General features: G+C 70.7%; 17 protein-coding genes and 1 pseudogene. 3 read left to right on the top strand and 15 right to left on the bottom strand.

All coding sequences use genetic code 11. The annotated features are described in order from the left end of the window. Positions 1 to 211: 211 nt before the first annotated feature. The 5 genes from WBG79_RS09435 to WBG79_RS09415 all read right to left on the bottom strand — a co-directional run bounded on the left by WBG79_RS09435 (position 212) and on the right by WBG79_RS09415 (position 6,222). On the bottom strand, positions 212 to 2,236 hold the full coding sequence (locus WBG79_RS09435; protein ID WP_337356852.1) for a TRAP transporter permease: 2,025 nt from the start codon (positions 2,234 to 2,236) through the stop codon (positions 212 to 214). 277 nt (positions 2,237 to 2,513) lie between these two features. Then, on the bottom strand, positions 2,514 to 3,530 hold the full coding sequence (locus tag WBG79_RS09430; RefSeq protein ID WP_337356851.1) for a TAXI family TRAP transporter solute-binding subunit: 1,017 nt from the start codon (positions 3,528 to 3,530) through the stop codon (positions 2,514 to 2,516). A gap of 130 nt (positions 3,531 to 3,660) precedes the next feature. Then, complete coding sequence (locus tag WBG79_RS09425; protein WP_337356850.1) at positions 3,661 to 4,464, bottom strand: ABC transporter ATP-binding protein; 804 nt, start codon at positions 4,462 to 4,464, stop codon at positions 3,661 to 3,663. Further along, positions 4,461 to 5,222 carry an ABC transporter permease gene (locus WBG79_RS09420; protein WP_337356849.1) on the bottom strand — a complete coding sequence of 254 codons (762 nt, stop codon included), beginning with the start codon at positions 5,220 to 5,222 and terminating at the stop codon, positions 4,461 to 4,463. Before WBG79_RS09420 ends, WBG79_RS09425 begins: the two co-directional genes overlap by 4 nt. Before the next feature lie 4 nt (positions 5,223 to 5,226). After that, positions 5,227 to 6,222 (bottom strand): ABC transporter substrate-binding protein, encoded by a 996-nt coding sequence (locus WBG79_RS09415; RefSeq protein WP_337356848.1) that lies wholly within the window; start codon positions 6,220 to 6,222, stop codon positions 5,227 to 5,229. A gap of 344 nt (positions 6,223 to 6,566) precedes the next feature. Between WBG79_RS09415 and WBG79_RS09410 the strand changes: the two genes are divergently transcribed. Then, complete coding sequence (locus WBG79_RS09410) at positions 6,567 to 7,754, top strand: AI-2E family transporter (RefSeq protein WP_337356847.1); 1,188 nt, start codon at positions 6,567 to 6,569, stop codon at positions 7,752 to 7,754. Positions 7,755 to 7,757: 3 nt separating this feature from the next. Here WBG79_RS09410 and WBG79_RS09405 read toward each other — a convergent pair whose 3' ends face one another. The 9 genes and pseudogenes from WBG79_RS09405 to WBG79_RS09365 form a co-directional block, all read right to left on the bottom strand. Beyond that, entirely contained in the window at positions 7,758 to 9,350 is a 1,593-nt protein-coding gene (locus WBG79_RS09405; protein WP_337356846.1) for a phosphoethanolamine transferase, read from the bottom strand. Between the two features lie 161 nt (positions 9,351 to 9,511). Next, positions 9,512 to 10,825 (bottom strand): RsmB/NOP family class I SAM-dependent RNA methyltransferase, encoded by a 1,314-nt coding sequence (locus tag WBG79_RS09400; protein WP_337356845.1) that lies wholly within the window; start codon positions 10,823 to 10,825, stop codon positions 9,512 to 9,514. A gap of 28 nt (positions 10,826 to 10,853) precedes the next feature. Continuing rightward, positions 10,854 to 11,285, bottom strand: coding sequence for an MAPEG family protein (locus WBG79_RS09395; RefSeq protein WP_337356844.1), 432 nt, complete (start codon positions 11,283 to 11,285; stop codon positions 10,854 to 10,856). 108 nt (positions 11,286 to 11,393) lie between these two features. After that, positions 11,394 to 11,554 (bottom strand): annotated as a pseudogene (locus WBG79_RS09390) (DUF433 domain-containing protein). Positions 11,555 to 11,687: 133 nt separating this feature from the next. After that, complete coding sequence (guaB, locus tag WBG79_RS09385) at positions 11,688 to 13,190, bottom strand: IMP dehydrogenase (RefSeq protein ID WP_337356843.1); 1,503 nt, start codon at positions 13,188 to 13,190, stop codon at positions 11,688 to 11,690. A gap of 146 nt (positions 13,191 to 13,336) precedes the next feature. Next, the gene (locus tag WBG79_RS09380; RefSeq protein ID WP_337356842.1) at positions 13,337 to 14,293 is read right to left on the bottom strand and encodes an ABC transporter substrate-binding protein; all 957 of its coding nucleotides are present in this window, start codon (positions 14,291 to 14,293) and stop codon (positions 13,337 to 13,339) included. A gap of 496 nt (positions 14,294 to 14,789) precedes the next feature. Beyond that, positions 14,790 to 15,527, bottom strand: coding sequence for an RlmE family RNA methyltransferase (locus WBG79_RS09375; RefSeq protein WP_337356841.1), 738 nt, complete (start codon positions 15,525 to 15,527; stop codon positions 14,790 to 14,792). Positions 15,528 to 15,543: 16 nt separating this feature from the next. Further along, positions 15,544 to 16,767: a Ppx/GppA phosphatase family protein gene (locus WBG79_RS09370; RefSeq protein WP_443147420.1), complete on the bottom strand. Its 1,224-nt coding sequence runs from the start codon at positions 16,765 to 16,767 to the stop codon at positions 15,544 to 15,546. Positions 16,768 to 17,268: 501 nt separating this feature from the next. Then, positions 17,269 to 18,384 (bottom strand): PP2C family protein-serine/threonine phosphatase, encoded by a 1,116-nt coding sequence (locus WBG79_RS09365; RefSeq protein WP_337356839.1) that lies wholly within the window; start codon positions 18,382 to 18,384, stop codon positions 17,269 to 17,271. 432 nt (positions 18,385 to 18,816) lie between these two features. Here WBG79_RS09365 and WBG79_RS09360 point away from each other — a divergent pair, with 432 nt between their 5' ends. Continuing rightward, positions 18,817 to 22,518, top strand: coding sequence for a protein kinase domain-containing protein (locus WBG79_RS09360; RefSeq protein WP_337356838.1), 3,702 nt, complete (start codon positions 18,817 to 18,819; stop codon positions 22,516 to 22,518). Beyond that, positions 22,515 to 22,817 (top strand): tautomerase family protein, encoded by a 303-nt coding sequence (locus tag WBG79_RS09355; protein WP_337356837.1) that lies wholly within the window; start codon positions 22,515 to 22,517, stop codon positions 22,815 to 22,817. Before WBG79_RS09360 ends, WBG79_RS09355 begins: the two co-directional genes overlap by 4 nt. 96 nt (positions 22,818 to 22,913) lie before the next feature. Here WBG79_RS09355 and WBG79_RS09350 read toward each other — a convergent pair whose 3' ends face one another. Further along, on the bottom strand, positions 22,914 to 24,191 hold the full coding sequence (locus WBG79_RS09350) for an FHA domain-containing protein (RefSeq protein ID WP_337356836.1): 1,278 nt from the start codon (positions 24,189 to 24,191) through the stop codon (positions 22,914 to 22,916). Between the last annotated feature and the right edge of the window lie 34 nt (positions 24,192 to 24,225).

Here is a 24,225-nt window from a genome sequence, read left to right as displayed (position 1 = left end):
AGTTCATCCATTACGCGGCGCGCATATTGGTCGACAGACAGCCCGAGCCGTTGCGCACGGGCCTCGAGGTCCGCGAACTGCCGGTCGCTCAGGTTCCTGATGCGGATCTCGTTCATGGCGCCAATCCGTGATGATCCCGGAAGGTGAGCGCTCAGTGTAGCACCGTCCGGAACGAAGCGAAGAATCGTCCTTGCCCTGTTCCCTTTCCCTTCTAGGCCGCCTCCTCCCTTCGCCGTGCCACCTGAACCAGGATCACCGGGGCGGCGAGGACGAGGCCGACCAGGGACGAGGTGATCTCCGGCGCGATCAGGAGGAGCGCCGCGGCGGCGAGGACCAGCCGCTCCCAGACACGGCAGCGGGTCAGCATGTAGCCCGAGAAGGCGGCGGACAGGAACGTGATGCCGATCAGGCAGCCCAGGAACGCGGTGGCGAAGTCGGGCCAGTTGAAGCCCTTGATGACCAGGAGGAGCGAGGGCGAGAAGACGAACACGAAGGGGACCAGGACCTTGCCGAGGGCCAGGCGGAACGCGGTGTTGCCGGTCCTGAACGGGTCCGCCCCGGCCATGCCGGCGGCTGCGTAGGCGGCGATGGCGACGGGCGGCGTGATGTCGGCGAGGACACCGTAGTAGAAGACGAAGAAGTGGGCGACGATCGGCTCGACACCCAGGAGGCCGAGCGCCGGGGCGGCGACCGTCACCATGATGATGTAGGTGGCCGTGGTCGGGATGCCGCAGCCCATCAGGATGCAGACGACCCCGGTCAGGATCAGGGTGAAGAGCAGCGTCAGGGTCTGCTGCGTCATCACCCAGGCCGGCAGGACGGCGGCGAGGCCGGCCGCGAGGTCGTTGGCGAAGCTCGTGACGATGAAGGAGATCTTGAAGCCGACGCCGGTCAGCGTCACGACACCGACCACGATGCCGACGCACGCGGAGGCGACGCCCACCGCGAGGGCGTATTTGGCGCCGTCGCGCAGGCCCTCCAGGATCTCGATCGGGTGCATGCGGCGCATCGGATTGAGGAGGCCGACGAGGATGCAGAGCGTGATGCCCGTGAAGGCCGCGAGATAGGGCGTGTAGCCCGAGAACAGCATGTAGATGAGGCCGATCAGCGGGATCACGGTCGGCCAGTCGCGCCGGAAGGCTTCCTTGAGGTCGGGCATCTCGTCGTCGCGCAGCCCCCGGAGGCCGTCGCGCTTGGCCTCGAAATGGACCTGCATGAAGACGCCGAAGAAGTGCATGAAGGCGGGGATGATCGAGGCCAGGATGATGGTCGTGTAGGGCAGGTTCAGGAACTCGATCATCAGGAAGGCGGCGGCGCCGAGGATCGGCGGGGTGATCTGGCCTCCGGTGGAGGCGGTTGATTCGACCGCGGCCGCGAAGTGCTTCTTGTAGCCGAGGCGGATCATCATCGGGATCGTCAGCGAACCGACCGTCACCGTGTTGGCGACCGAGGAGCCGGACAGCATGCCGAACAGGGCGGAGCCGAAGATGGAGACCTTGGCGGGACCGCCGGCATAGCGACCGGCGACCCAGGCGGCACAGTCGAGGAAGAGCTGGCCGAGGCCTATGCGGGTCGCGAAGACGCCGAAGAGCACGAAATGGAAGACGTAGGTGGCCACGACGCCGAGGGCGACGCCGTAGATGCCCTGGGTGGTCAGGTAGAGGTGGTTGACGAGCTGGGAGACGGTCGCGCCGGGGTGGACGAAGATGCCGGGCATCCACCGACCCCAGATCGCGTAGGCCATGAAGGCGATGGCGATGAGGGGGAGCGGCCAGCCGATGGTCCGCCGGTTGGCCTCGAGCAGCAGGACGATCAGGACGGCGCCGAGCGCGACGTCGGTGCTCGACGGATTGCCGACCCGGAAGGCGAGGTCGTCGAGCGGGATCAGGGGGACGTGCAGGACCGAGACGAGCGCGGCGGCGAAGAGGATCCAGTCGAGGAGCGGGATGCCGAGCGGGCGCAGGATGCCGGCCGCGGCCGGCTCTTCGTAGCCTCGCGGGCTCGCGGGGAAGACCAGGAAGACGAGGCCCAGCACGAAGGAGAGATGGATGCCGCGGTGGATCATCTCCGGCAGGAGGCCGAAGCCGGCGGTGTAGTAGTGGAACAGCGAGAGCGCCACGAGGGCGCCGCCGACGATCCGCCCCGCCCAGGACCCGAGCGGCCGGAAGCGCATCTCGGGATCGAACTTCTCCTCGAGCTCCCGGGCCTTGGCTTCGTCGAGTTCGAGATGGGTCATGAGCCACCAGTCACTTGCATTAATCACCAGCACCGCAACAGGTTGCGCTGCTCCCAACATATGGTATGCTTTAGAACCTTGATGGCCACCTATAGAGGCGAATCAAATGGCAAAGAAGCCGGAAGTGACGAGCTCGAAAGCGGCGTCTGCTGCTTCCAAGGTCCTTAGGGACCCTCGAGCGAGTAAGGAGGCAAAGTCCGCAGCTGGTTCAGCGTTGACCCAAGCTGCGGACCAAAAAAAGAAGAAGTGAGGTGTGGGGTCCGGCGTTAAGGCGCCCTCACTTCATCAGGCCGGCTTCCCGGTAGAACTTCTCGGCGCCGGGATGCAGCGGCACGCCGAGGCCGTCCAGGGCGGTCTCCTTCCTGATGGCCTTGCCCTTGGCATGGCCGGAGTCGAGGAGCTTGCGCGAGTTCTCGTTCCACAGGGCCTTGGTAACGCCGTAGACGAGGTCGTCGGCGACCTTGGCGCTCGTCACCCACTGGGCGTTGACCGAGATGGTCTCGAGCGCGCCGACGTCCTTGTAGACGCCGGCCGGGACGCTGTCCTTGGCGAAGAACTTGTACTCGGCCAGGATCTTCTCGGCCTGCGGGCCGGAAATCGGCACGAGTTCGACGCCGGCCGAGGTGGCGAGCTCGGAGATGGCGCCGGCCGGATAGCCGCCGACGAAGAAGAAGGCATCCAGCGCGCCGTCGCGCAGCCGGTCGCCGGCGGCGTTCGGCTTCAGGTACTCGGGCGAGACATCCTTCTCGGAGAGGCCGTAGGCAGCGAGCACGATGCGGGCGTCGATCAGGGTGCCGGAGCCGGGCTCGTCGAGGGAGACCCGCTTGCCCTTCAGGTCGGCGGGAGACTTGATGCCGGCGCCCTTGCGGGCGACGAGGTGGATGGTCTCCGGGTAGAGATTGGCGATCGAGCGCAGGCTCTCGACCTTCGGCTTGCCCTCGTAGACGCCCGTGCCCGTGTAGGCCCAATAGGCGACGTCGGACTGGGTGAAGCCGGATTCGAGAGAGCCGGACGCGATGCCGTTGATGTTGGCGACGGAGCCGTTCGACGCGACGGCGGTGGCGATCAGGCCGGGCACGCCGCAGGAGCCGCCATCCGCGCAGGGGCGGCTGCCGGGCGGGTTCGAGATGGCGTTGGCGACGAGGCCGCCGATCGGGAAATAGGTGCCGGCGGTACCGCCGGTCCCGATCCGGAAGAAGGCCATCTGCTGGGCTGTCGCGAGGCCCGCTCCTGCCACGACGGCGGCCGCGAGGCCGGCCGCAACGATCCGCTTCATGGATTTCGACACGGTCATGGTTCGTACTCCTCCGGTCTTTTCGCCGGAACGGTCGGGGGTTGGTCAGGTCGGCGACAGTACCAGCCCGGCGGGACCGCGCAACATCGCGCGGAGGCAATCCCCCGTAATGTCACGCTTTTTCACCGCGTCAGGCCCTGACTTCGCGTTGGAAGATCTCCAGTGCGCGAGCCCTGGCCGCCACGAAGGCCGGCTCGGACATGGTCCCTGGGGTCCGCGGACGGGGGATGTCGACGGTCATGTATTCGGCGATGCGGGCGGGGCGCCGGGTCAGCAGCAGGACCTTGTCGGCGAGGTACACCGCATCCTCCAGGTCGTGGGAGACGATCACCATCGTGACCCCCGACTTCATGTAGATCTCCTGGAGCTTCTCGCGGATGAAGAGCGTCATCTCGTAGTCGAGCGCCGAGAAGGGTTCGTCGAGGAAGAGGACCTCGGGACGGGGCGCGAGGGCCCGCATGATGCAGACGGTCTGCTGCTGGCCGCCCGACAACTCGTAGGGATAGCGGTTGAGGTCGAAGCGGATCTCGAAGGACGAGACGAGTTCGTCGACCCGGGCCTTGACGGCCGCCTCCCCGAGCCCCGCGCGGCGCAGCGGATAGGCGATGTTGTCGACCGCGCGGATCCAGGGGAAGAGCGCCTCGCGGTACTGCTGGAAGACGTAGCCGATCCGGGTCTCCTTGAGGCTCTTGCCGTCGAACAGGATCTTGCCCCGGTCCATGGGCACGAGGCCGGCGATCATGTTCATGATCGTCGACTTGCCGCAGCCGTTCGGCCCGAAGATCGAGACGATGCGGCCCTCGGGCAGATCGAGGTCGAAGTTCTCGTAGAGGGGCGAGCCCTGGAACGCCTTGCAGAGCCCGCGCACCGTGATGTGCGGACGGTCGCGGCGGAGCTGGACGGGCAGGTCTGGGGCCGGTGCGGCGACGGTCATTTTCCGCTCCAGTGGATGAAGCGCTTCTCGACCAGGAGGAACGCGAGGTTGAGGAGATAGCCGAGCGCGCCGGTCACCAGGATCGAGGCGTACATGTCCTTCACGTTCAGCACCTGCTGGGCGTCGATGATCCGGTGGCCGAGGCCGTTTTCCGAGCCGATGAACATCTCGGCGACGATCACGATCACGAGGGCGATCGAAACGCCCGTGCGCAGACCCACGAAGGTCTGCGACAGGCTCTCCCAGATCAGCACGTCCTTGAAGATCTGCCAGGCGTTCGCCCCCATGACGCGCGCGGCCAGGATGCGGGTCTTGCGCGCGTTCATGACGCCGTAGGCGCTGTTGAACAGGATCACCAGGAAAGCCGCGAAGGCCGCGATGGCGATCTTGTTGGCGTCCGTGATGCCGAACAAGAGCAGGAACAGGGGGATCAGGGCGCTCGACGGGGTCGACCGGAAGAAGTCGATCAGGAACTCGACGCTCCTGTAGGCCGCCTCCGAGCTGCCGAGCGCCACCCCGATCGGGACCCCGACCGCCGCCGCGAAGGCGAAGGCGGTCGCGGTCCGGGCGAAGGTGGCCCAGATGTCGCCCTGCATGTTGGCCTTGCCGAAGGCGCCGAACAGATGCGCGACGGTATCGACCGGCGACGGGAACAGGATCTTGTTGACGAGGCCGTTGGCGACGACCACGTACCACAAGGCGAAGAACAGGACCGGCCCGATGAAGGGCAGCAGCCTGCGGGCGTCGAAGACCGGCATGGCGTCAGGCCTTGTAGAGGATGCCGGGGAGGTCGACCTTGCGGGTGAAGATGCCGCGATCGGTGAAGACGTCGAAGAACTTCTGGAAGTAGCCGATGTCGCTCGGGGAAAACTCGTTGTAGAGCGTGAACCCGGGCAGCGGGACCTCGCCGACGAGCTCCGGCTCGATGCTGGTATAGCCCGAGAGGAACTTGCGCGCTTCGTCGGGCTTGTCGCGGACGAGCCTCACGGCGTCGCCGTAGGCGGCGATGTAGGCCTTCGCCAGGGCGGGCTGGGCCGACAGGAACGCGGTCGTCACGGAGGCGCTGCCCCCGAACCACGGAGCCTTGGTCTCGCCCAGGACGTAGGTGGAGATCACGCCGGTCTCGAGGATGCGGGCGAGTTTCTTCAGGCGGCCGAGGGTGCCGTTCGGCTCGAGCGTGTAGACCGCGTCCACCTGCCCTGCGGCGAGCGCCGCGACATGCTGGCCGATCGGCAGTTCGATCGGCTTGGGATCCTTGATGCCGTTCTTTTCCAGGATGATCTTGGCGAGCGTGACGTTCTGGATGCCCGGGCCGCAGGCGACCTTCTTGCCGTCCAGATCGGCGATCGTCTTGATCGGGCTCCCCTCGGCCACCAGCATTTCGTCGAGCACGAATTCCTTGTTGCTCGGATTGGCGCAGATGATCTTCAGGAGGCCCGGGGAGGTGATGTCCCCGAGCGCCAGGGCCGCGGAGGCGGTGCCATTGGCGGAGCCTTCGAGCCGGCCGGCGATCAGCGCCTCGACCACCTGCGCGGCGCTCGCGAACTTGACCGCCTCGACGTCGAGCCCCGCCCGCTTGAACACGCCCGCCTCGACGCCCGCGAAGAGCGGCAAGCCGCCTGCGATCGGCCAGAAGCCGATACGGATCTTGGTGGACTGCGCCCGGACGACCGCCGGCGTGGCGAGGGTCGCGGCCAGGCTGGCGCCGAGCCCGAGGACGCGACGACGGGAGGGGGAGAGACAGTTCGGTGCGGACATGGTCGGGCTCCGTTGAGGGTCGGCCGGCCGACGGGGCCGGGATTACGGGGACCACAGCAATGGGCGTGCCAGATGCCCTGGAGATCTGCCGACGTATCGTTCTTTCCCAGCAACTCCATGCCGCGCGGGCGAATTCACCTGCTTTTCGACGCCGTGCAAGACCTCTTGCGACCTGCTCGTGCCCCTGTTTTTGCATACAGAACCAGATCCAGTTTTGTTATTTCATCATTTGTACTTTTATGCATCTTATCAGACCCACCCCCGCCTGTCGGCGGACCTGCCGGCCGCGGGCTCGGAACCGGGATCCGGTCCGGAACGTTGAACCGCGGAAGCGGGAGCGCAGCATGGGACAGGACGGAATCGATCCGGAGGATCCGGACCGCGGGGCGCCGGCCGCCGATATGCCGCCGGAGGCCGGCGGAACGGCCGCGCTCGACCCGGCCTTGCGCGTCTCGCTGCATGTCTGCGCGCTGGTGCTCGGCTCGGCGGCGCTCTACTTCGGCAAGGAATTCTTCCTGCCGATCGCCCTCGGCATCCTGGGGGCGCTGACGCTGATCCCGATCGTGCGGTGGCTCGACCGGCGCGGGATCCCGACCGCCCTCTCGGCGATCGCCATCGTGCTCGCCCTGGGGGTGGCGCTGGGCGCGGGCGCCTGGCTCGCCAGCGGGCCCGTCGCCGACTGGATCACACGGGCCCCGACGCTCGGCCACGTCATCGAGCGCAAGCTCGCCAGCCTGCGCGGCTCGGTCGACAGCCTCGCGGAGGCCTCGAAGACCGTTGAGGATCTCTCCCGATCCGCCAAGGACCCGAGCGTCCAGGAGGTCGTCGTCAAGGAGCCCGGCTTCCTGTCCTCGGCGACGACGACGCTCTGGACGGCCACGACCCGGCTCGGAATCGCGCTCTTCCTGGTGCTGTTCCTGCTCGCCTCGGGCGACATGGTCTACGAGAAGATCATCCGCGTGCTGCCGCGCCTCTCGGACAAGAAGACGGCGCTGCGGATCGTGCACGATGTGGAGCGCTCGATCTCCCGCTACCTGCTCACCATCACGCTGATCAATTGCGGGCTCGGCGTCGCCATCGCTTGCATGCTCTGGGCGCTCGGGATGCCGTCGCCGGCGCTATGGGGGCTCGCCGGGACGGTATTGAACTTCCTGCCCTATCTCGGCGCGCTGACCGGCATCGTGCTGACCGGCATCGTCGCCTTCGTGTCGATGGACACGGTCGGGCACGCGCTGATGGTTCCGGCCGGCTACCTGATCCTGACCACGATCGAGGGCAATGTCGTCACGCCGCTGATCCTCGGGCGACGGCTGGAGCTGAACACCGTCGCCCTTTTCGTCGGCGTGACCTTCTGGGGCTGGGTCTGGGGGCTGGCGGGCGTGCTCATCGCGGTGCCCCTGATGGTGGTCCTGAAGACCCTCGGCGACCACCTGCCGGCCTGGGCGACCTTCGGCGAGTTCCTGTCGATGACGCCGCCCAAGTCCGAGGCGGAAGCCGAGGCTCCGAATCTGAACCCCGTCGCCAAGGCGTGACGGTCAGCGCCCGGCCAGGGCGCCCGCGGGCGAATCCGCGCAGAGATCGAGGCTCGGTCGGATCAGGGCCGAGCGGGCGCCGGCGCATCCCAGTGCGGTGTGGAAGATGTGGTCGTGCGAGACCCGCTGCCCGCGCCGTGCCGCGATCCGGGCGGCGAAGTCGGGCCGCTTCTCGCGGAAGATCCTCGAGGTCCAGACCAGGAAGGGGATCCGCGTCTGCTCCTCGGGCGCGAGCGCCAAAGCTGCCGCATGACCGTAGCGGAAGCCCTCCCCGATCGATTCACCGTGGTCGGACGCGTAGATCAGGACCGCGTCCCGCCCTTCGAGGCGCGCGATCACCTCGTCGAGCACATGATCCACGTAGAGGATCGCGTTGTCGTAGGCGTTGATCGCGGCCTGCCGATCGCAGGCGTAGGGGACGTCACGGCACTCGGGGCGGAACCGGGCGAAGGCCGCCGGGTAGCGTTCGTGGAAGTTCGCATGAGCGCCGAGCGTGTGCAGAAGGACGAAGCGCGGCGCCGGGCCCGGCGCCGCGAGCGCCGCCTCGAGGGGCGGGATCAGGACCTCGTCGTGACCCGGCAAGTTCACGCGACAGGTCGGCGCCTCGGCGCAGGCGCTCAGGATGGCGCGGTTGTTGCCGCGCTGGACCGAGTACCAGTGGGCGTCGTAGCCGAGGGCGGCGAAGACGCCGACCAGCGACGTTTCACGCGGGGGCAGCGCGAATTCGTGCCCTTCCAGGCGGGACAGCATGCAGGGGACGGCGACGGCGGTGGTGGTCGAGCAGGCGGTCGCCTCAGGGAAGTAGACGACGCCGTCGCGGACCGCCAATCGCGGCGTGGTCTGGCGCGCGTAGCCGCCGAGGCCGAAGTTCTGCGCACGGGTGCTCTCGCCGACGACGAGGACCACGGTCGGGGCGTCCTCGCGCGGGCCCGGGAGGACGAAGGTCTGCGCGATGTCGGCCTTGGCCACGTTGCGGGCCAGCCACTCGCGGCGGGCGACATCGACGACGGCCGAGACGAGGCCGACCGGGGCGAAGACCTCCGTCGCCTCGCGGATGGTCGCGCGCACACGCCCCTGGTCGGCCAGGAAGGCCCCGCCGAAGAGGAGGACCACCAGACCCGCGCCCGCCAGGGCCCGCCCATGGGGCGCGAAGGTGAGCCGCGGCAGCCGGAGGCGGGCGAGCAGCAGGGCCGGCGGGCCGAAGGCGCAGACGGCCAGCGCCAGCGTCCAGGGGCGCAGCAACTCGCGGATCTCGCCGGGGTTGGTGCCGACGATGGCGTAGCCCATTTCGCGGGTGAAGCTGATCCCGTACTGCGCGACCGCCCAGGCGGCGCCGGCACCCGCGACCAGGAGCAGGAAGCTCCACAGCTTCAAAAGTCGCGCCGAAACCATGGCGGGGACGAGGAGCGCGACGTTCACGGCGAAGAGCCAGAGCAGATCGATGGCTCCGGCCCACAGGGCGAGCGCCGGCCCGCCGGCCTCGGCCGCCCTGCCCGCGCGCTCCGCCAGCACCGCGGCGTTGACCAGCGTCAGCACGGCGGCGACGGCGATCACGAAGCGGGTGCGGGTCGGGACGCGGAGCGCGGGCAGGGTCAAGAGCGACGGGTCCGAATCGGGCGATGGCGCGGATCGCGCGATCGTACAAGGGGTGGAAGGCCAGGTCGTCAAGCCGGCTGGCGGCCGGGATCCGGACGGCGCCGGGCCAGCGCGCGGCGGCGCCGCCGCCATGGACGTCCCCCGGAGAACAGCACCCGCCCCTATCGGGCCTCGCGCCGCAGGACGGCCACGAAGAATCCGTCCGTTCCGGCGCTCGCCGGCGAGAGGCGCAGGACCGGGGAGGCGCGCTCGCCGCGGCGGACGAAGGGGGCGAGGCGGGCGGCAGTGGCCGGGTCGGTGCGCTCCATGGCGGCGAGCGGCTCGATCAGGTCGAAATCCGGCACGCGGGCGAGGAAGGCCGCCACGCGGTCCTCGTTCTCCTCCGCCAGCAGCGAGCAGGTCACGTAGACCAGGTGCCCGCCGGGCTTCACATAGGCGGCCGCCTGGTCCAGGACGGCGTCCTGCTCCTGCATGCGGGCGTCGAGCTGGGCCTCGGTGAGGCGCCACTTGGCGTCGGGGCGGCGGCGCCAGGTGCCGGTCCCGGTGCAGGGGCTGTCGACCAGCACGAGGTCCATGCGGCCGGCGAGGTCGGCGAGCACGTCGGCCCGGCCGGGGGTGCGGACCTGGATGTTGTGCGCGCCGGCGCGCTTGGAGCGTTCGAAGATGTCGCGCATGCGCCGCTTGTCGGCGTCGTAGGCGTAGATCTGGCCCTTGTTGGCCATGGCGGCGGCGAGGGCGAGCGTCTTGCCGCCGCCGCCGGCGCAGAGGTCGAGGACCTGACTGCCGGCATGGGCCGCGGCCACCAGGGCGGCGAGCTGGGAGCCTTCGTCCTGGATCTCGACCTGGCCCTTCAGGTAGGCGGGCTCGCTTTCCACATGGGGCGCGCGGCCGGGGCCGCCGGGCAAGGGAATGCGGATCGCCAGCGGCGAGAGCGCGCCCGGCTTCGCCCCGAACTCCGCGAATCCCTTCAGGGCCTTGTCGGGATTCGTTTTCAGCGTATTGCAGCGCAGGTCGACGGGGGCGCGCTCGGCGAGCGCCCTGCCCTCCTCGGCCGCGCGGTCGCCGAAGACGCGTTCGAAGGCCGTGTCCAGCCAGGCCGGGTAGTCGCCGCGGACGTCGGCCGGGGCGCCGTCCAGGGTGGCGTTCGCCAGGCGCTCGCGCTCGGCGTCCGACAGGGCGGCGGGGGCGTGCGGGTCGGCGAGCGCCGCCTCGACGCCGGCGAGGCCCTGCCCCCAGGTCCAGGCCAGGGTGCCGAGCACGACGGCGCGCGGGGTCGCCTCGCCCATGCGCCAGGCGACGGAGGCGCGGTGGCGCAGGGCATCGTAGACGAGGTTGCCGATCGCGGCGCGGTCGCCGGAGCCGGCGAAGCGATGGGCACTGCCCCAGTCCTTCAGCGCGTCGGCGGCAGGGCGGTGGCGGGTCTCGATCTCGGCGAGGACTTCGATCGCGGCTTCCAGGCGTCCGCCGGTTTTCATCTGCGAGTTCCGTGTCGGTTCGGGCCGGTCAGGCGAGGCGGCCGAGGAGGATCGAGGCGGCCAGCATCGCGGCCATCACCATCAAGACCCCGACGCCAGCCAGGAAGACGGGAAAACGGTGGCGGAGGTCGTTGGTGCCCGTGTGGACGTGGGTATGGACGATGCGGGTCAGGACGTAAAGCCACGCGACGAGCGCGAAGGCCAGGGACACGTGCTTCACCGCGAAGGCGAGCAGCCCGAGGGCGTAGAAGATCGTCGGGGTCTCGAACTGGTTGTTCATGTTGTTCGAGACCTGCTGAACGTCCGTCGGCCAGCCGTAGGGATAGATCAGGCCGTCCTTCGGGGCGGTCCCCTCCCGGACGGAGCGCAGGCGCGCGCGGCCGGCACGGACCATGACGAAGACGGTCCAGAACACCTGGGCGAGGATGGCCAGGGCGAGAAGGGTTTCGGCAAGGGTCAAGGGGCCAGGGCTCCGGTCTTGGGGAAAGGCAGGATCCGCACGTGCTGCAATCCATGGTCATTCAAGAGGACGGCAACCGCTTGGGCCGGTTCATGTCGAGGATCAGCTTCATGCGCCGACATCGAATTCGCGCTCTTGGGCGAGCCATGCCGCGCAGCGCAAGGCCTGAAGGACGTCCTCGCGCTCCAGATAGGGGTAGTCCGCAAGGAGGTCGTCCATCGACCGCCCGCCCCGATCTGACCGACGATCATACCCAAGGTCACCCGCATGCCCCTGATGGTCGGCTTCCCGCCCATCACGAGCGGGTCGCGCGTGATCCGATCGAAACCCATCATGTGCCACTCCGATCCGAACGCGTGCAGGGCGTCATCGGGCGGCCGCTCGCCCAAACCACCCCTTCGCTCACACGTTGGACGGATAGTTCGGGCTCTCGCGGGTGATGGTGACGTCGTGGACGTGGCTCTCGCGCAGGCCGGCGCCGGAGATGCGGACGAAGCGGGCCCGCTCGGTGAAGTCGGCGAGCGTCGGGGCGCCGACATAGCCCATGGCGGCGCGCAAGCCCCCGGCCAGCTGGTGCAGCACGGCGCCGAGCGGCCCCTTGTAGGGAACCTGACCCTCGATGCCCTCGGGCACGAGCTTCAGGGCGTCGCGCACCTCGGCCTGGAAGTAGCGGTCCGCCGAGCCGCGCGCCATGGCGCCGATCGAGCCCATGCCCCGGTAGGCCTTGAAGCTGCGGCCCTGGTGCAGGTAGACCTCGCCCGGGCTCTCCTCGGTGCCGGCGAGAAGGGAGCCGACCATTGCGCAATTGGCGCCTGCCGCCAGAGCCTTGGCGAGATCTCCGGAGTATTTGATTCCGCCGTCGGCGATGACCGGGACGCCCTGATCGCGGGCGACCGAGACGGCGTCCATGATGGCGGTCAGCTGGGGCACGCCGACGCCGGCGACGACCCGCGTGGTGCAGATCGAGCCCGGGCCGATGCCGACCTTGACGGCGTCGGCGCCGGCGTCGATCAGCGCCTTGGTGCCGTCCGCGGTCGCCACGTTGCCGGCGACCACCTGCACCGCGTTGGAGAGCTTCTTGACCCGGCCGACCATGTCGAGCACGCGCTGGGAATGGCCGTGCGCCGTGTCGACCACGACCATGTCGACCCCGGCCTCGATCAGGGCCTCGGCACGTTCGAAGCCGCTCTCACCGACCGTGGTCGCGGCGGCGACCCTGAGGCGGCCCTGGGCGTCCTTGGCGGCGTTGGGATGGAGCTGGGCCTTCTCGATGTCCTTCACGGTGACGAGGCCAATGCAACGGTAGTCGGCGTCGACGACCAGGAGCTTCTCGATCCGGTGCTTGTGCAGGAGCCGCTTGGCCTCGTCCTGGCCGACGCCCTCGCGAACCGTGATCAGGCCCTCGCGCGTCATCAGCTCGTAGACGCGCTGCTTCGGGTTGGAGGCGAAGCGGACGTCGCGGTTGGTCAGGATGCCGACCAGCCGGCCGAGCTTGTTGCCGCCCGCGCCGCCGTTCTCCACGACCGGGATGCCGGAGATCCGGTAGGCCCTCATGAGGTCGAGCGCGTCCTGGAGCGTGGCGTCCGGCCCGATGACGATCGGGTTGACGACCATGCCGCTTTCGAACTTCTTCACCCGCCGGACCTCCTCGGCCTGTTCCTGGACCGTGTAGTTGCGGTGGATGACGCCCATGCCGCCGGCCTGCGCCATCGCGATAGCGAGGCGGCTGTCGGTCACGGTGTCCATGGCGGCGGAGAGGATCGGCAGGTTCAGCTCGATCTCGCGGGTCACGCGGGTGCGGATGTCGACCTCGCCGGGCATGACCTCGGAATGACCGGGCAGCAGCAGCACGTCGTCGAAGGTGAGCGCCTCGCGCCCCTGAGCGGGTTCGTAGAAGACCGCCATGGCCAACATCCTTTCGAGAATGAGCGAAGCCGCCCGTCGGACCTGAGGACTCCGACGCCGGCGGCAAGGTTCTTCGATGTGAGTTGGCGGCGGTCAGTACCACGGTTCTCCCGGGCGGGAAAGCGATTCCCTCGGGGGCCGGACCGCTATTCCAGCCAGCCCCGCCAGCGCGGCTCGTTGGTGGCGAGCCAGGCGTCGACCACCTCCTCGATGGGCCGGCCGCCCAGTTCGACGCGGCCGATGAGGCGGCTCATCTCGTCGTTCTCGATCCGGAAAGCGCGGGCGGCGCGGGCGGCGGCCGGCCAGCGCGCCTCGAAGCCCGACCAGGCGACCTTCCAGATCGGCCCTGCCGGTTTGGCGCAATCATAGCGGCCCGACGCGTAGCACTCCTCGGTATAGGGCGGGAAGCTGACCCACTCGCCGTCGAAGACGGTCTGCACCCAATGCGGCGCGAAGACCCAGAGGACGATCGGCCGGCGGGCATCGTAGGCCTCGCCGAGTTCGCGATAGAGCTGCGCGTCGGTCTCGGCGTGCTGGACCACGAAGTCCAGGCCGAGCGACTTCACCCGCTCCTCGTCATGGCCGCCCCAGGTGCGCGGCGCGCCGAGATAGCGGCCCTTCGGGGCGGTCGCGGGCGTCGCGAAGAGGGATGCGCACCGGGCGAGCGCCTTCCAGTCAGGCAGGCCCGGGCAGAGCTCGGCCATGTAGGCCGGGTACCACCACTCCTCGCGGGACATCATTCCAGTCTCGCCGAAGCTGACGACCCGCCCCGTCGCCGTCCAGCGGTCCATGTCGGCCTTGCCGGTCGTCGCCCACATCTCCATGGCGAGATGGTATTCGCCGGTCGCCAGCTGCTCGAACTGGCCGAGATAGTCGGCCTCGACATACTCGACCGGGAACCCGCCCCGCCGCAGCACCTCGCCCATGATGCGGGCGCTGATCCGCTGGCCGGTCCAGTCGTTGAGCGTCAGCCGGATCGGCGCGTCGGCGGGCCCGGTCCCGCCCGCATCCGCCTCGGCTCGGGCCGGCGCGATCCCGACGGCGAGCGCGAGGACGATCGCCGCAAATACTTTCACAAGGGCCGTACCCCTCACGACCAACACGCGTGATCTCCCGCGCTCCGTGCCCTGGGGCTGGTTACCACAAGTCGGCCGGCACGATTCTCGCAAAATGAGTGCAATCTGCGGCTTGGAAGCCAAAATTCGTGCAGATCGGAAGTTCGGCGCCGAACGCGCCGGTCTCCGCCGGCGGCTCCGTCCGGCGGCTCGCTCGGGCTCGGCCCATGTTCAGAGGCTGGAAGAGCTGCGCCGGACCGCCCGCCGTTCCGGCGGCTCGCTATGGCTCGACGCGTTCAGAGGCTCGAAGAGCGATGCTCTTCGTCCGGCTGCGCCGGGCCGCCTCCCGTTCCGGCGGCTCGCTATGGCTCGACGCGTTCAGAGGCTCGAAGAGCGATGCTCTTCGTCCGGCTGCGCCGGGCCGCCTCCCGTTCCGGCGGCTCGCTATGGCTCGCCCGCGTTCAGAGGCTCGAAGAGCTTTGCTCTTCGTCCGGCTGCGCCGGACCGCCTCCCGTTCCGGCGGCTCGCTATGGCTCGCCCGCGTTCAGAGGCTCGAAGAGCTTTGCTCTTCGTCCGGCTGCGCCGGACCGCCTCTGAACCCCTTCGCCAGGACGTAGAGTTCGGCGGAGTCGGCGCGGCTGGCGGGGGGCTTGATGTGGCTGACCGTGGCGAAGTCGCGCTTCAGGTCGGCGAGGAGCTGGTTCTCGGTGCCGCCGCGCAGCACCTTGGCGAGGAAGTGGCCGCCGGGCTTCAACACCTGGCGGGCGAACTCGATGGCAACCTCGCAGAGATGCATGATCTTCAGGTGGTCGGTCTTCTTGTGGCCGGTCGCCGGGGCGGCCATGTCGGAGAGCACCACGTCGGCCTTCTCGCCCCCGAGGGCGGCGACCAGGGCGTCCGGGGCGTCGGCGTCGAGGAAGTCCTTCTTCAGGAAGACCGCCCCCGGGACGGCGTCCATGTCGAGGTAGTCGATGCCGACCACGCGGGGGGCCTCGTCGGTCGACCTGACCCGATCGGCGGCGACCTGGCACCAGCCGCCGGGGGCGCAGCCGAGGTCCACGACCCGGCGGCCCGGCGCGAGCAGGTGGTGCTTGTCGTCGATCTCGATGAGCTTGTAGGCGGCGCGCGAGCGGTAGCCCTCGCGCTTGGCGCGGACCACGTAGGGGTCGTTGAGCTGGCGCTGCAGCCAGCGGTTCGACGACTGGGTGCGCCGGTGGGCGGTCTTCACCTTCACCTTCAGGGCGCGGGGCGCGCCGCCGGGGCCGGTCGGCTTGTCGGTCATGAATGCCTTCCGTTCGTCAGCGGCGCCAGACGCCGTCGGCGGCCATCATCTCGGTCAGGATGCCCTCGCGCAGGCCGCGGTCTGCGACCCGCAGGCGGTCGCAGGGCCAGCGCCGGCGGATCGCATCCAGAATCGCGCAGCCCGCCAGCACCAGATCGGCACGATCGGCGCCGATGCAAGGGTTCTGGACGCGCTCCTCGTACGACATGGCGCGCAGGTGGTCGATCATGCGGCTGACGCTGTCGTCGTCGAGCCACGTGCCGTCGACGCGCCGGCGGTCGTAGCGCTTGAGGCCGAGGTGGACGCCCGCGAGCGTCGTCACGGTCCCGGAGGTGCCGAGCATGTGGAAGCGGCCGCGGGCCAGCGCCCGGCCGAGCTGGCCGTCGCGATCGAGCGGATCGAGCATGGACTCGACGTGGTCGACCATCGCCTCGAAGACCTCATCGTCGACGACCACGCCGCCGTGGCGCTCCGACAACGTCACGACGCCCACGGGCAGCGACGTCCAGGCGCGGATGTGGCGCGTCAGGTCGCCGGCCCGGCCGTTCCGGGCGAGGTCGAGCCAGACGAGTTCGGACGATCCGCCGCCGATGTCGAACAGGATCACGCCGTCGGAGTCCCAATCGACGAGGCTGGCGCAGCCGGCGACGGCCAGCCGCGCCTCCGTCTCGCGGGACACGATCTCCAGATCGAGCCCGGTCTCGTCAGCGACGCGGCCCAGGAAGTCCGCGCCGTTCTCGGCGATCCGGCAGGCCTCGGTGGCCACCAGGCGCGCCCGGCCGACCCCGCGCGCGTCGAGCTTCATGCGGCAGATCTGCAGCGCCTCGATGGCCCGGTCCTGGGCCGCCTCGGAGAGCCGGCGCGAGGTCGAGATCCCCTCGCCGAGGCGCACGATGCGCGAGAAGGCGTCGACGACCCGGAACCCGACGCGCTGCGGCTCGGCGATCAGCAGACGGCAGTTGTTCGTGCCGAGGTCGAGCGCCGCGTAGTAGGACCCCTGGCGGCTGCGGCGTGGCGCACCGCCGCGCGCATGCGGATGGTGGTGCGTGGAGTCGGGGCGACGCTCGGCCGGATGGTGGCGCGGCGGGTAGGGCCCGTCGGGGGCCTGCCGCGGCGGGAGCGGATCAAGCCCGAAAGCCGTCGTGGGAGCCGTGGGGTCGCCGAAGAGCACCGCGGCGGCCAGGCCGAGGGCGGCGTCGGAGGGGCTGTCCTCGGGATCGTCGCGGCCGGCCCCGCGCATCCGCGGGACGGCTTCGGAGAGGTCGAGCGTCGCCGTCGCGGCAAGCGCGATCAGGGACGGGAGCGCGGCGGGATGGACTTGTCCAGGGCGGCCGGAGGGCTCGGCGGGATTGGGGACCCGATCCGCATCGGCCCTGGCCGGGAGCGACCCGGGCTCGGCGCCGGTCAGCGCCGGGGGCGACTCGGGGGTTTGAGCCTGGACGCGCGGATCCCCGTCCCGCGAGGCCGCGTAGGGCCACCGGGAGCGTTTGCCCCGCCGTCTGCGTCGGCGACGTTTGCCGAGCGCATCGGTCCTGCCGGCGGGGGATGGACGGCCCGCGACCGGCGGGTCGTCGCCTTGCGGCCCCACTCGTATGTCTCCGCGCCGCATGCGGCCCTCGAGCCGGGCGCGCGGCGCCGTTCGCGTTCGTGTTGGAGATGAGTGTAGCAGGGGGAGGACGCGTTGCAAGCACGCGACGCCGTTCGGTAAGGGATCTCCACCGCCGAGGGCGGCGGGACCGGCTCAGGGCATGAACATCCGGAGCATGTCCGGCTTCAGGAACCAGAAGGTCAGCACGAGGCCGACGATCAGCCCGAGCAGCAGGGACACGACCGTGCCGGCGCGTTCCGGCTTGGTGTCCGCGGAGGCGGCGGGCGCGGCGGGCGTCACCGGCGCGAAGGTTCCGGCCGGTGCCGCCACGGGGGCGCGGGCGGCGGCGTCGACCTTGGAGGAGACGCCCTCGCCCTTGTCAACCTCCGTGGAGACGGGCTCGTCGGCGTCGACCGGGACGGCCGAGAGCGGCACCGTGGTGGTGCGGCCCTCGGGCCGGTCGGTCCGGGTCGGGGCATCGCCCTCCTGCACCCGCACCAGGATCACCGAGGTGTTGTCCTGGCGTTCCTTGTTCTCGCGGTCGACGGCGTCGAGAAGGCGGGTCACGAGGGTCTCGGCGGATTCGTTCCTGTGGTCGGCGATGAGCTGGCCGACCTGCTCGTCGGTCAGCGTCTTCAACCCGTCGCTCGCCAGCAGGACGCAGTCGCCGGGGGCGAGTTCGCGGAAGCCCGCGAAGCGCTCGTAGTGGTCGATCGGGTCGCCCAGGAGGGCGTGGAAGAGCTGGTTGCGCCGGCGGTCCTGGGCGGCCTGCTCGGGGGTCAGGAGGCCCTGCTTGACCTGCTCGTCCAGATAGGCGCCGAAGGAATGGTCCTCATTGAGGCGCGTCAGTTCGCCGCCGCGGGCGAGGTAGAGGCCCGAATCGCCGATCGACACCCAGCCGAGCCCGAACTCGTTGAGGATGGCGCCGACGAGGGTCGACCCCATGCCGTCCAACTCGGGGCGCTTCTCGGTGGCGGTGCGAAGGGTCTCGTTGGCCTGGACGAGGGCCTGGTCCATGCGGTCGGCCCAGGACCCGGTGCCCTTGTTGACCGCGTCCAGGAAGTATTTCGAGGAGAGGTTGGAGGCGATACGGCCGCCGACATGGCCCCCCATCCCGTCGGCGACGACGACGACCAGGGCGCCGGCCGACCCGGACCGGGCGAGCTCCCCTGGCTTGTCGGCCGATTCGGACGGCAGGAGCACGTCGACCGTGTCCTCCTGCGCCGCTCGCTTTCCCTGGGTCTGGCCGGAGGCGAATTCGAACAGCAAGACGGACCCCATGACGAAAAGGACGGCCGGTCGCGTCGGTGCGGGTCCCGTCGGCCGAGGCCCGCTGCCGAGGCGAGCGGATGACCGTACGGGCGACCCAGTCTTCGCCCGGGACCCTGACGGCCCCGAACGGCACCTTGCTCAACCGTCCTCCGTTGCCCCCCGGAAGATTCCGCGCAACGGACCCTGATCCGCTCCGCGCAAGCCTCCCCCCGCCATCGCGGGCCGCCGCCGCCCTATGCCCGCCATGGTTCCGGCTATTCGTGACCCGGCGCGCGCCACGCGATCGACCGGTCAACCATCGCATGCCTTCAGGCACGGTCAAGAGGGCGCGGCTCCGGTCGGTCGTCCGCCGCTCCCGCCGCGGCCGGAATCGGTTGAGATCAAGCTGCCATCGCGCCACACTCGGCGGCGCGACACACAAGGATGGTCATGAACGACCGGGCCTACCCCTACGCCCTGCCCCTCGGGACGGACATCAGCGGCTACGTGATCGACAAGGTCATCGGGGCGGGCGGCTTCGGCATCACGTACCGGGCGACCAACCCGGTCACGGGGGTCACGGTCGCCGTCAAGGAGTTCTATCCGCAGGGCTTCGCCAGCCGGCAGAACAACACGGTCATCCTGCATTCGGACGTGTCGAGCGGCTCCTACGAGACGGCGCTGAAGAAGTTCGAGCAGGAGGCCGCGAAGCTGACCGGGCGGTACCGGCATCCGCACATCGTCAGGGGGCTCAACTTCCTGCGGATGAACAACACCGCCTACTTCATCATGGACTTCATCGAGGGCAAGAGCTTCGACCAGTGGCTCCTCGAGCGGTCCTCCCCGCCGGGCGAGGCGGAGCTCCGGCCGATCTTCGACAAGGTGCTCGACGCGGTCGACTACATCCACGCCAACAACGGGATGCACCGCGACCTCACGCCCCGCAACATCATGATCAGCGACATCGGGGAACCGATCCTGGTCGACTTCGGCGCCGCCGGCGAAGGCCTCGACACCGACCGGTTCAACTCGACCGCCTTCGCGCAGCCGAACTACGCGCCGCCCGAGCAGCTCGCGGCCGAGGACAGCCGCATGCAGGGGCGGCATACGGACATCTTCTCCCTCGGCGGCGTGCTCTACAGGGCCGTGGTCGGCCGGCCGCCCGTCAAGCCCCTGAAGCGCTCCCACGACGTGGCCCTCAACGGCCGCGACCACGACCCCTACGTCCCGGCCGGAGAGGCCGCCCGCGAGCCGCTCCTCTACAGCGCGGTGTTCCTGGAGGGCATCGACCATGCCCTTAAGCTCGACCCGCGGGACCGGCCGGCGACCATCGCCGAATTCCGCGCCACGCTCGGCTGGCTCGACGACGCCACGATGGTGGTTCCGTCCCGGCCCGTGGCGGCCGGCGACGGGGCCGAGGACGCGACGCGGCTAATCGACGTCCATGACATGGCCCTGCCGCCGCCGCGCCGGCCGACCGGACCGACGGGCGGCGGGGAGAGCGTCGGCATCGTGCCGCGCATGGAGCATCTCGACGACGCGGCGACCAGCGCCGCCCCCGCGATCGTGCTCGCGCCCGACGAGCTGCGGCCGGCCGCGCGCGGCTGGGGCCGGCTCGTCGCCGCGCTCCTGGTTCTCGTGCTGACCGCAGGCGGGGTCTGGGCCTATCTGGCCGGCGTCGTCGGGCCGGGTCCGGGGCCGAAGACGGTCGTCCAGCGGCCCGTCGCGGAGCGGCCCGTCACGGAGCGCCCCCTCGCGGAGCGCACCGATCCGCCGGCGGGCGGGGCCGGACGAACCACGGACGCCCCGCCCCGGCCGGCCGATGCGGGCGCGGGCGGGTCGGGCGGCGCCCCGCCGCCGCCGCCGGCCAACTGGACCGAGTTCGGCCACGTGGCGCTGGCCGGGCGCGACCTTTCCACGGTGGCGGCGACGGGCGGCGGCACGGAGGCCTGCAAGGCCGCCTGCCGGGCCGACCAGGCCTGCGACGGCTTCACGCTGGCCGGCGGGCAGTGCCGCCTCGTGGCGGACGTGGCGGGCGTGCAGCCGGAAAGCGGGGCGACCTCGGCGGTCCGCTCCGGCACGGCCGCGGTGGGGACGGTGCGCGGCGCGATCGAGACGGAGAGCCGGCGGCGCGGCCAGTTCCGGACCCTGGAGGGCATGACCCTGATCGGCGCCGGCAGCCCGCGGGCGGTCGCCAACCAGGCCCAATGCGCCTATGCGTGCCAGTCCGACGCCCAGTGCAAGGCCTGGACCTACATGAGCCTCGTCAACGCCTGCCGGCTGGTGCGCGAGGTGGACGCGGCGGCGGCGGGACCGGGCGTCGGCTTCGTCACCGGGGTCGAGGATCCGGACGGCAAGCTCTCCGAGGCAATCCGGCGCACCGTGACGGCCAAGACGCGCACCGCGCAGGCCTTCCTGGGCGCCGACCTCGTCGGCCGGGTGATCGCGCGCGAGCGCTCGGCGGACGGCAACGCGTGCCGGCAGTCGTGCCTGTCGAACCAGAGCTGCATCGCCGCCGTCCAGGCGGAAGGCGAGTGCCAGCTCCTCGGGCAGGTCGACGACATCCGGCGGCGCGCCGACGCGGAAGTCTTCGTCGACGTGCGCCAGACGGCGCTGGTCGGGCGCATCGACAGCGCGCTGCGCGAGCGGGTGCCGCCGACCGAGGCCAATCGCGGGCAGGCCGAGTTCTTCGCCGGCTTCGACGTGATCGGGGCGGTGCTGCCGAGCGACCGGGCGCGCAGCGCCGCGACCCCGGAGGACTGCCAGGCCGTCTGCACCGACACGAACGGCTGCGTCGCCTACAGCTTCTCGGGCGGCGATCGGCGCTGCCAGATCCTCGCCAGCGCGGTCGACGTGGTGCCCGACCAGTCGCGCGTATCGGGGGTCTACCGGGGCGTGGCGCAGCCGGTGGTCGACCTGGCGCGGCGACGGCTCGTCCAGTCCGAGCAGGCCCGGCCCAACTATCGCGACCTGCCGCCGAACTGCGCGCCGGAGGGCCAGGGCAGCACGGTGGCGCTCGGCAGCCAGCCGAACCCCGAGCAATGCGCCTTCCTGTGCCGCTCCGGGCAGAGCTGCCAGGGCTGGGTCTATTCGCGGGCGGACCGGTCGTGCCAGCTCCTGGCGTCCGTGACGGGCGCGACCGCGCTGCCGAATTCCGTGGCGGGCCTCTTCGATCCGACCGGCAGGCGGGCGAGCGACATCGCGCGGGCCTGCGGCCCGGTGCCGCCGGCGGCGATCGGCGGCGGGGCCGCGGCGGCGACGGACTGCGACCGGCTCGCCGGCTATCTCTACGATTCCGACCTGCCGAAGGGGGTCGCGCCCAAGCAGTTCGAGCATATCGACCCGTCGCGGGCGGTGCCGGCCTGCCTCGCCGTGCTGGCCAACTCGCCGGGGACGGCGCGCTGGCGCCTCGCGCTCGGGCGGGCGCTCGAGCGGGACGGGCGCGAGGCGGAGGCCCGGGCGGCCTATCGGGAGGCGGCCGAGGGCGGCAGCGGGGCGGCGGCGTTCCTTTACGGGATCATGGCCGACAAGGGCCAGGGCGGCCCCGAGGACGACCTGGAGGCGGAGCGGGCCTACAAGCTGGCGCGGTCGCGCGGCGTGACCGCGGCCGGGACGGCACTGGCGCTGCTCTACACCTATTCGGAGAAGGCCACGACCAACAACGACCAGGAGATCCTCGGCCTCCTGACCGACGCGGCGAACCGCGGCCATGCGCCCGCCATGTACCGGCTCGGCGAGGCGCTGGAGCGGGGCAAGCTCAACCGCCGCTTCATCAATCCCGACCCGGCGCAGGCCTCGCTCTGGTACGGAAAGGCGTTCCAGGCCTTCTCGCGGGACGCCGAGCAGCGCGACCCGACGGCGATGCGGTTCCTGAGCCTTCTCTACGACGGCGGCCGCGGGGTCCCGCGCAATGTCGACCTCGCTGTCCGCTACCTGACCCAGTATCTCCAGATCGCCTACGGGCCCGACAACCTCGTCGTCCGCCGCCGCGGCGCGATCGGCGACGTCGGGCTGGAGGAATGGAGCCTCGACACCCGCAAGGCCTTCCAGCAATTCCTGCGTCAGGTCGCGGGCTTTGACGACGTGGTCGACGGCATCATCGGCGGGCGCAGCCGCGAGGCCATGGAACGCTGGCTGTCGATCCGGACGTGAGGCGCGGACCTGGACGGGCCGGTCCGTCCCTCGAGCCGGGGCGGGTCCCCCGTCCGCTTGTGGCCGGTGGCGGGCGGGCCCAGCCTTGCGGCCTGCAGCAGGAGGACGTGATGCCGGAGATCGTCGTCTACCTGGTCGAGGGTCGAACGATCGACCAGAAGCGCGGCCTCGTGAAGGACATCACGGAGGCGGTCACGCGGAACCTGCAGGTTCCGGCCGAGAACGTGGTCGTGCAGATCGTAGAGAGCACGCGCGACAGCAAGGCGCGCGGCGGCGTGCTGTTCAGCGACCGAGGCTGAGGCCCGGGGCCGACGCCCGGCCGCGCCTCAGGATCGTGCGGCCGTCCTGCCCGGGACGGGCCCGGGAAGGACGGAGGCAGGGGCGCGGCGGCCCGGTCACTCGCCCGAGGGGTCGTCCCACATGCGTGTCGGGTCCACGGGTCCCGGCTCGGCGGGCTTGCGCTCCATGGGCTTCGGCTCCATGGCGTGCGGCTCGTCGGCGCCGCGGTCGTGGGCCGGGGCGGGCGTGTCCATCATGGGCATCTCGGCCGCGGGCTTCTCCATCACGGGCTCCCGGGCCGGCGCCATGTCCTTGGGCGGTATGTCCTTGGGCGGCATGGCGTCTCGAACGCCGGTCGTCTCCTTCGCCATGAAGGGGTCCGGGGTCGCGAAGGGATCGGAGGACGGCGCCGGTCGGGAGGCCGGGGGGGCGGCGGCCTGGTCGGCCCAGTCGAAGTCGGGGCCGCAGAGGGCGACGAACTTCAGGGTCGTCGCGCCGATGCGGATCTCGTCGCCATGGCGGATCGGCCGGGTGGTCGAGAGGACGCTGCCGTTGAGGCGGACCAGCTCCTTCTGCTTGCCGTCCTCGATCAGGAATTCGCGGCCCTCGTTGTCGTAAACGATGAAGGCATGGCCGCGCGGCGCGATCGCCGGGTCGCCGAAGTCGAGCGGGATCAGCTGCTCGGGGTCGGCGCCCATGGCGTTTCGCCCCGAATAGATCTCGCGCGAGGCGCCGCGGCCGGGACCCTTGATCACCACCACCCAGCCGACGACCGGATCGACCGGCGCCGGCGGGCGCCGGGGCGCCGGGGCCGGAGCGGCCGGGGCGGGCTTCTCGGCCATCATGGGCCGTTCCGCCGGCATCGGCCGCTCCGCCATCATGGGCTTCTCGGCCATGGGCATGTCCGCCATGGGCCTCTCCATCATGGGCGGATGGGTCGGCTGGCGAGGCTGGCCGTGGGGCGGGTAGCCGCCGGGCTGCACGACCGTGCCGGCCGGCAGCGGCGGCACGGAGGGCGCCGGGGGCACGTAGGGGGGCTGCCCGGGTTGGACCGCGACCGGCGGCGGGGCGACGGGTTGGGGGGGCGGCGGGGCGGCCTGGAAGGGGCTGACGGGCACCGGGGGCACGGGCGGCGCGCCGGGCGCGACCGGCCGCCGGGGCGGCTCCATCCGCGGCTTCGGGGCGAGCTGGGTCGCCTCGAGGTTCGACCCCACCGGATCGAAGGGCCCGCCGGGGATCGGCGGGGGCTCGAGTGGCGAGCGGGGGGACACCGGCGTGGGCGCGGCCGGCGGCTGGCCGCCGCCGCCGAGCTGGACGGGGATGTTCTTCGGACCCGGCCGCTGCACGATCCGTGTCGGCTCGTTATCCTGGTCTTCCGGACGTTTGTCGGGCATCTGAGCCTCCTTCGCCGTCTGCCGCCCCTGTCCC

The organism is Prosthecomicrobium sp. N25, assembly GCF_037203705.1.
Taxonomy (GTDB): Bacteria; Pseudomonadota; Alphaproteobacteria; order Rhizobiales; family Ancalomicrobiaceae; genus Prosthecodimorpha.
The sequence above is the reverse complement of the archived record's forward strand: the minus strand, read 5'-3'. Positions and strand labels throughout refer to the sequence as shown.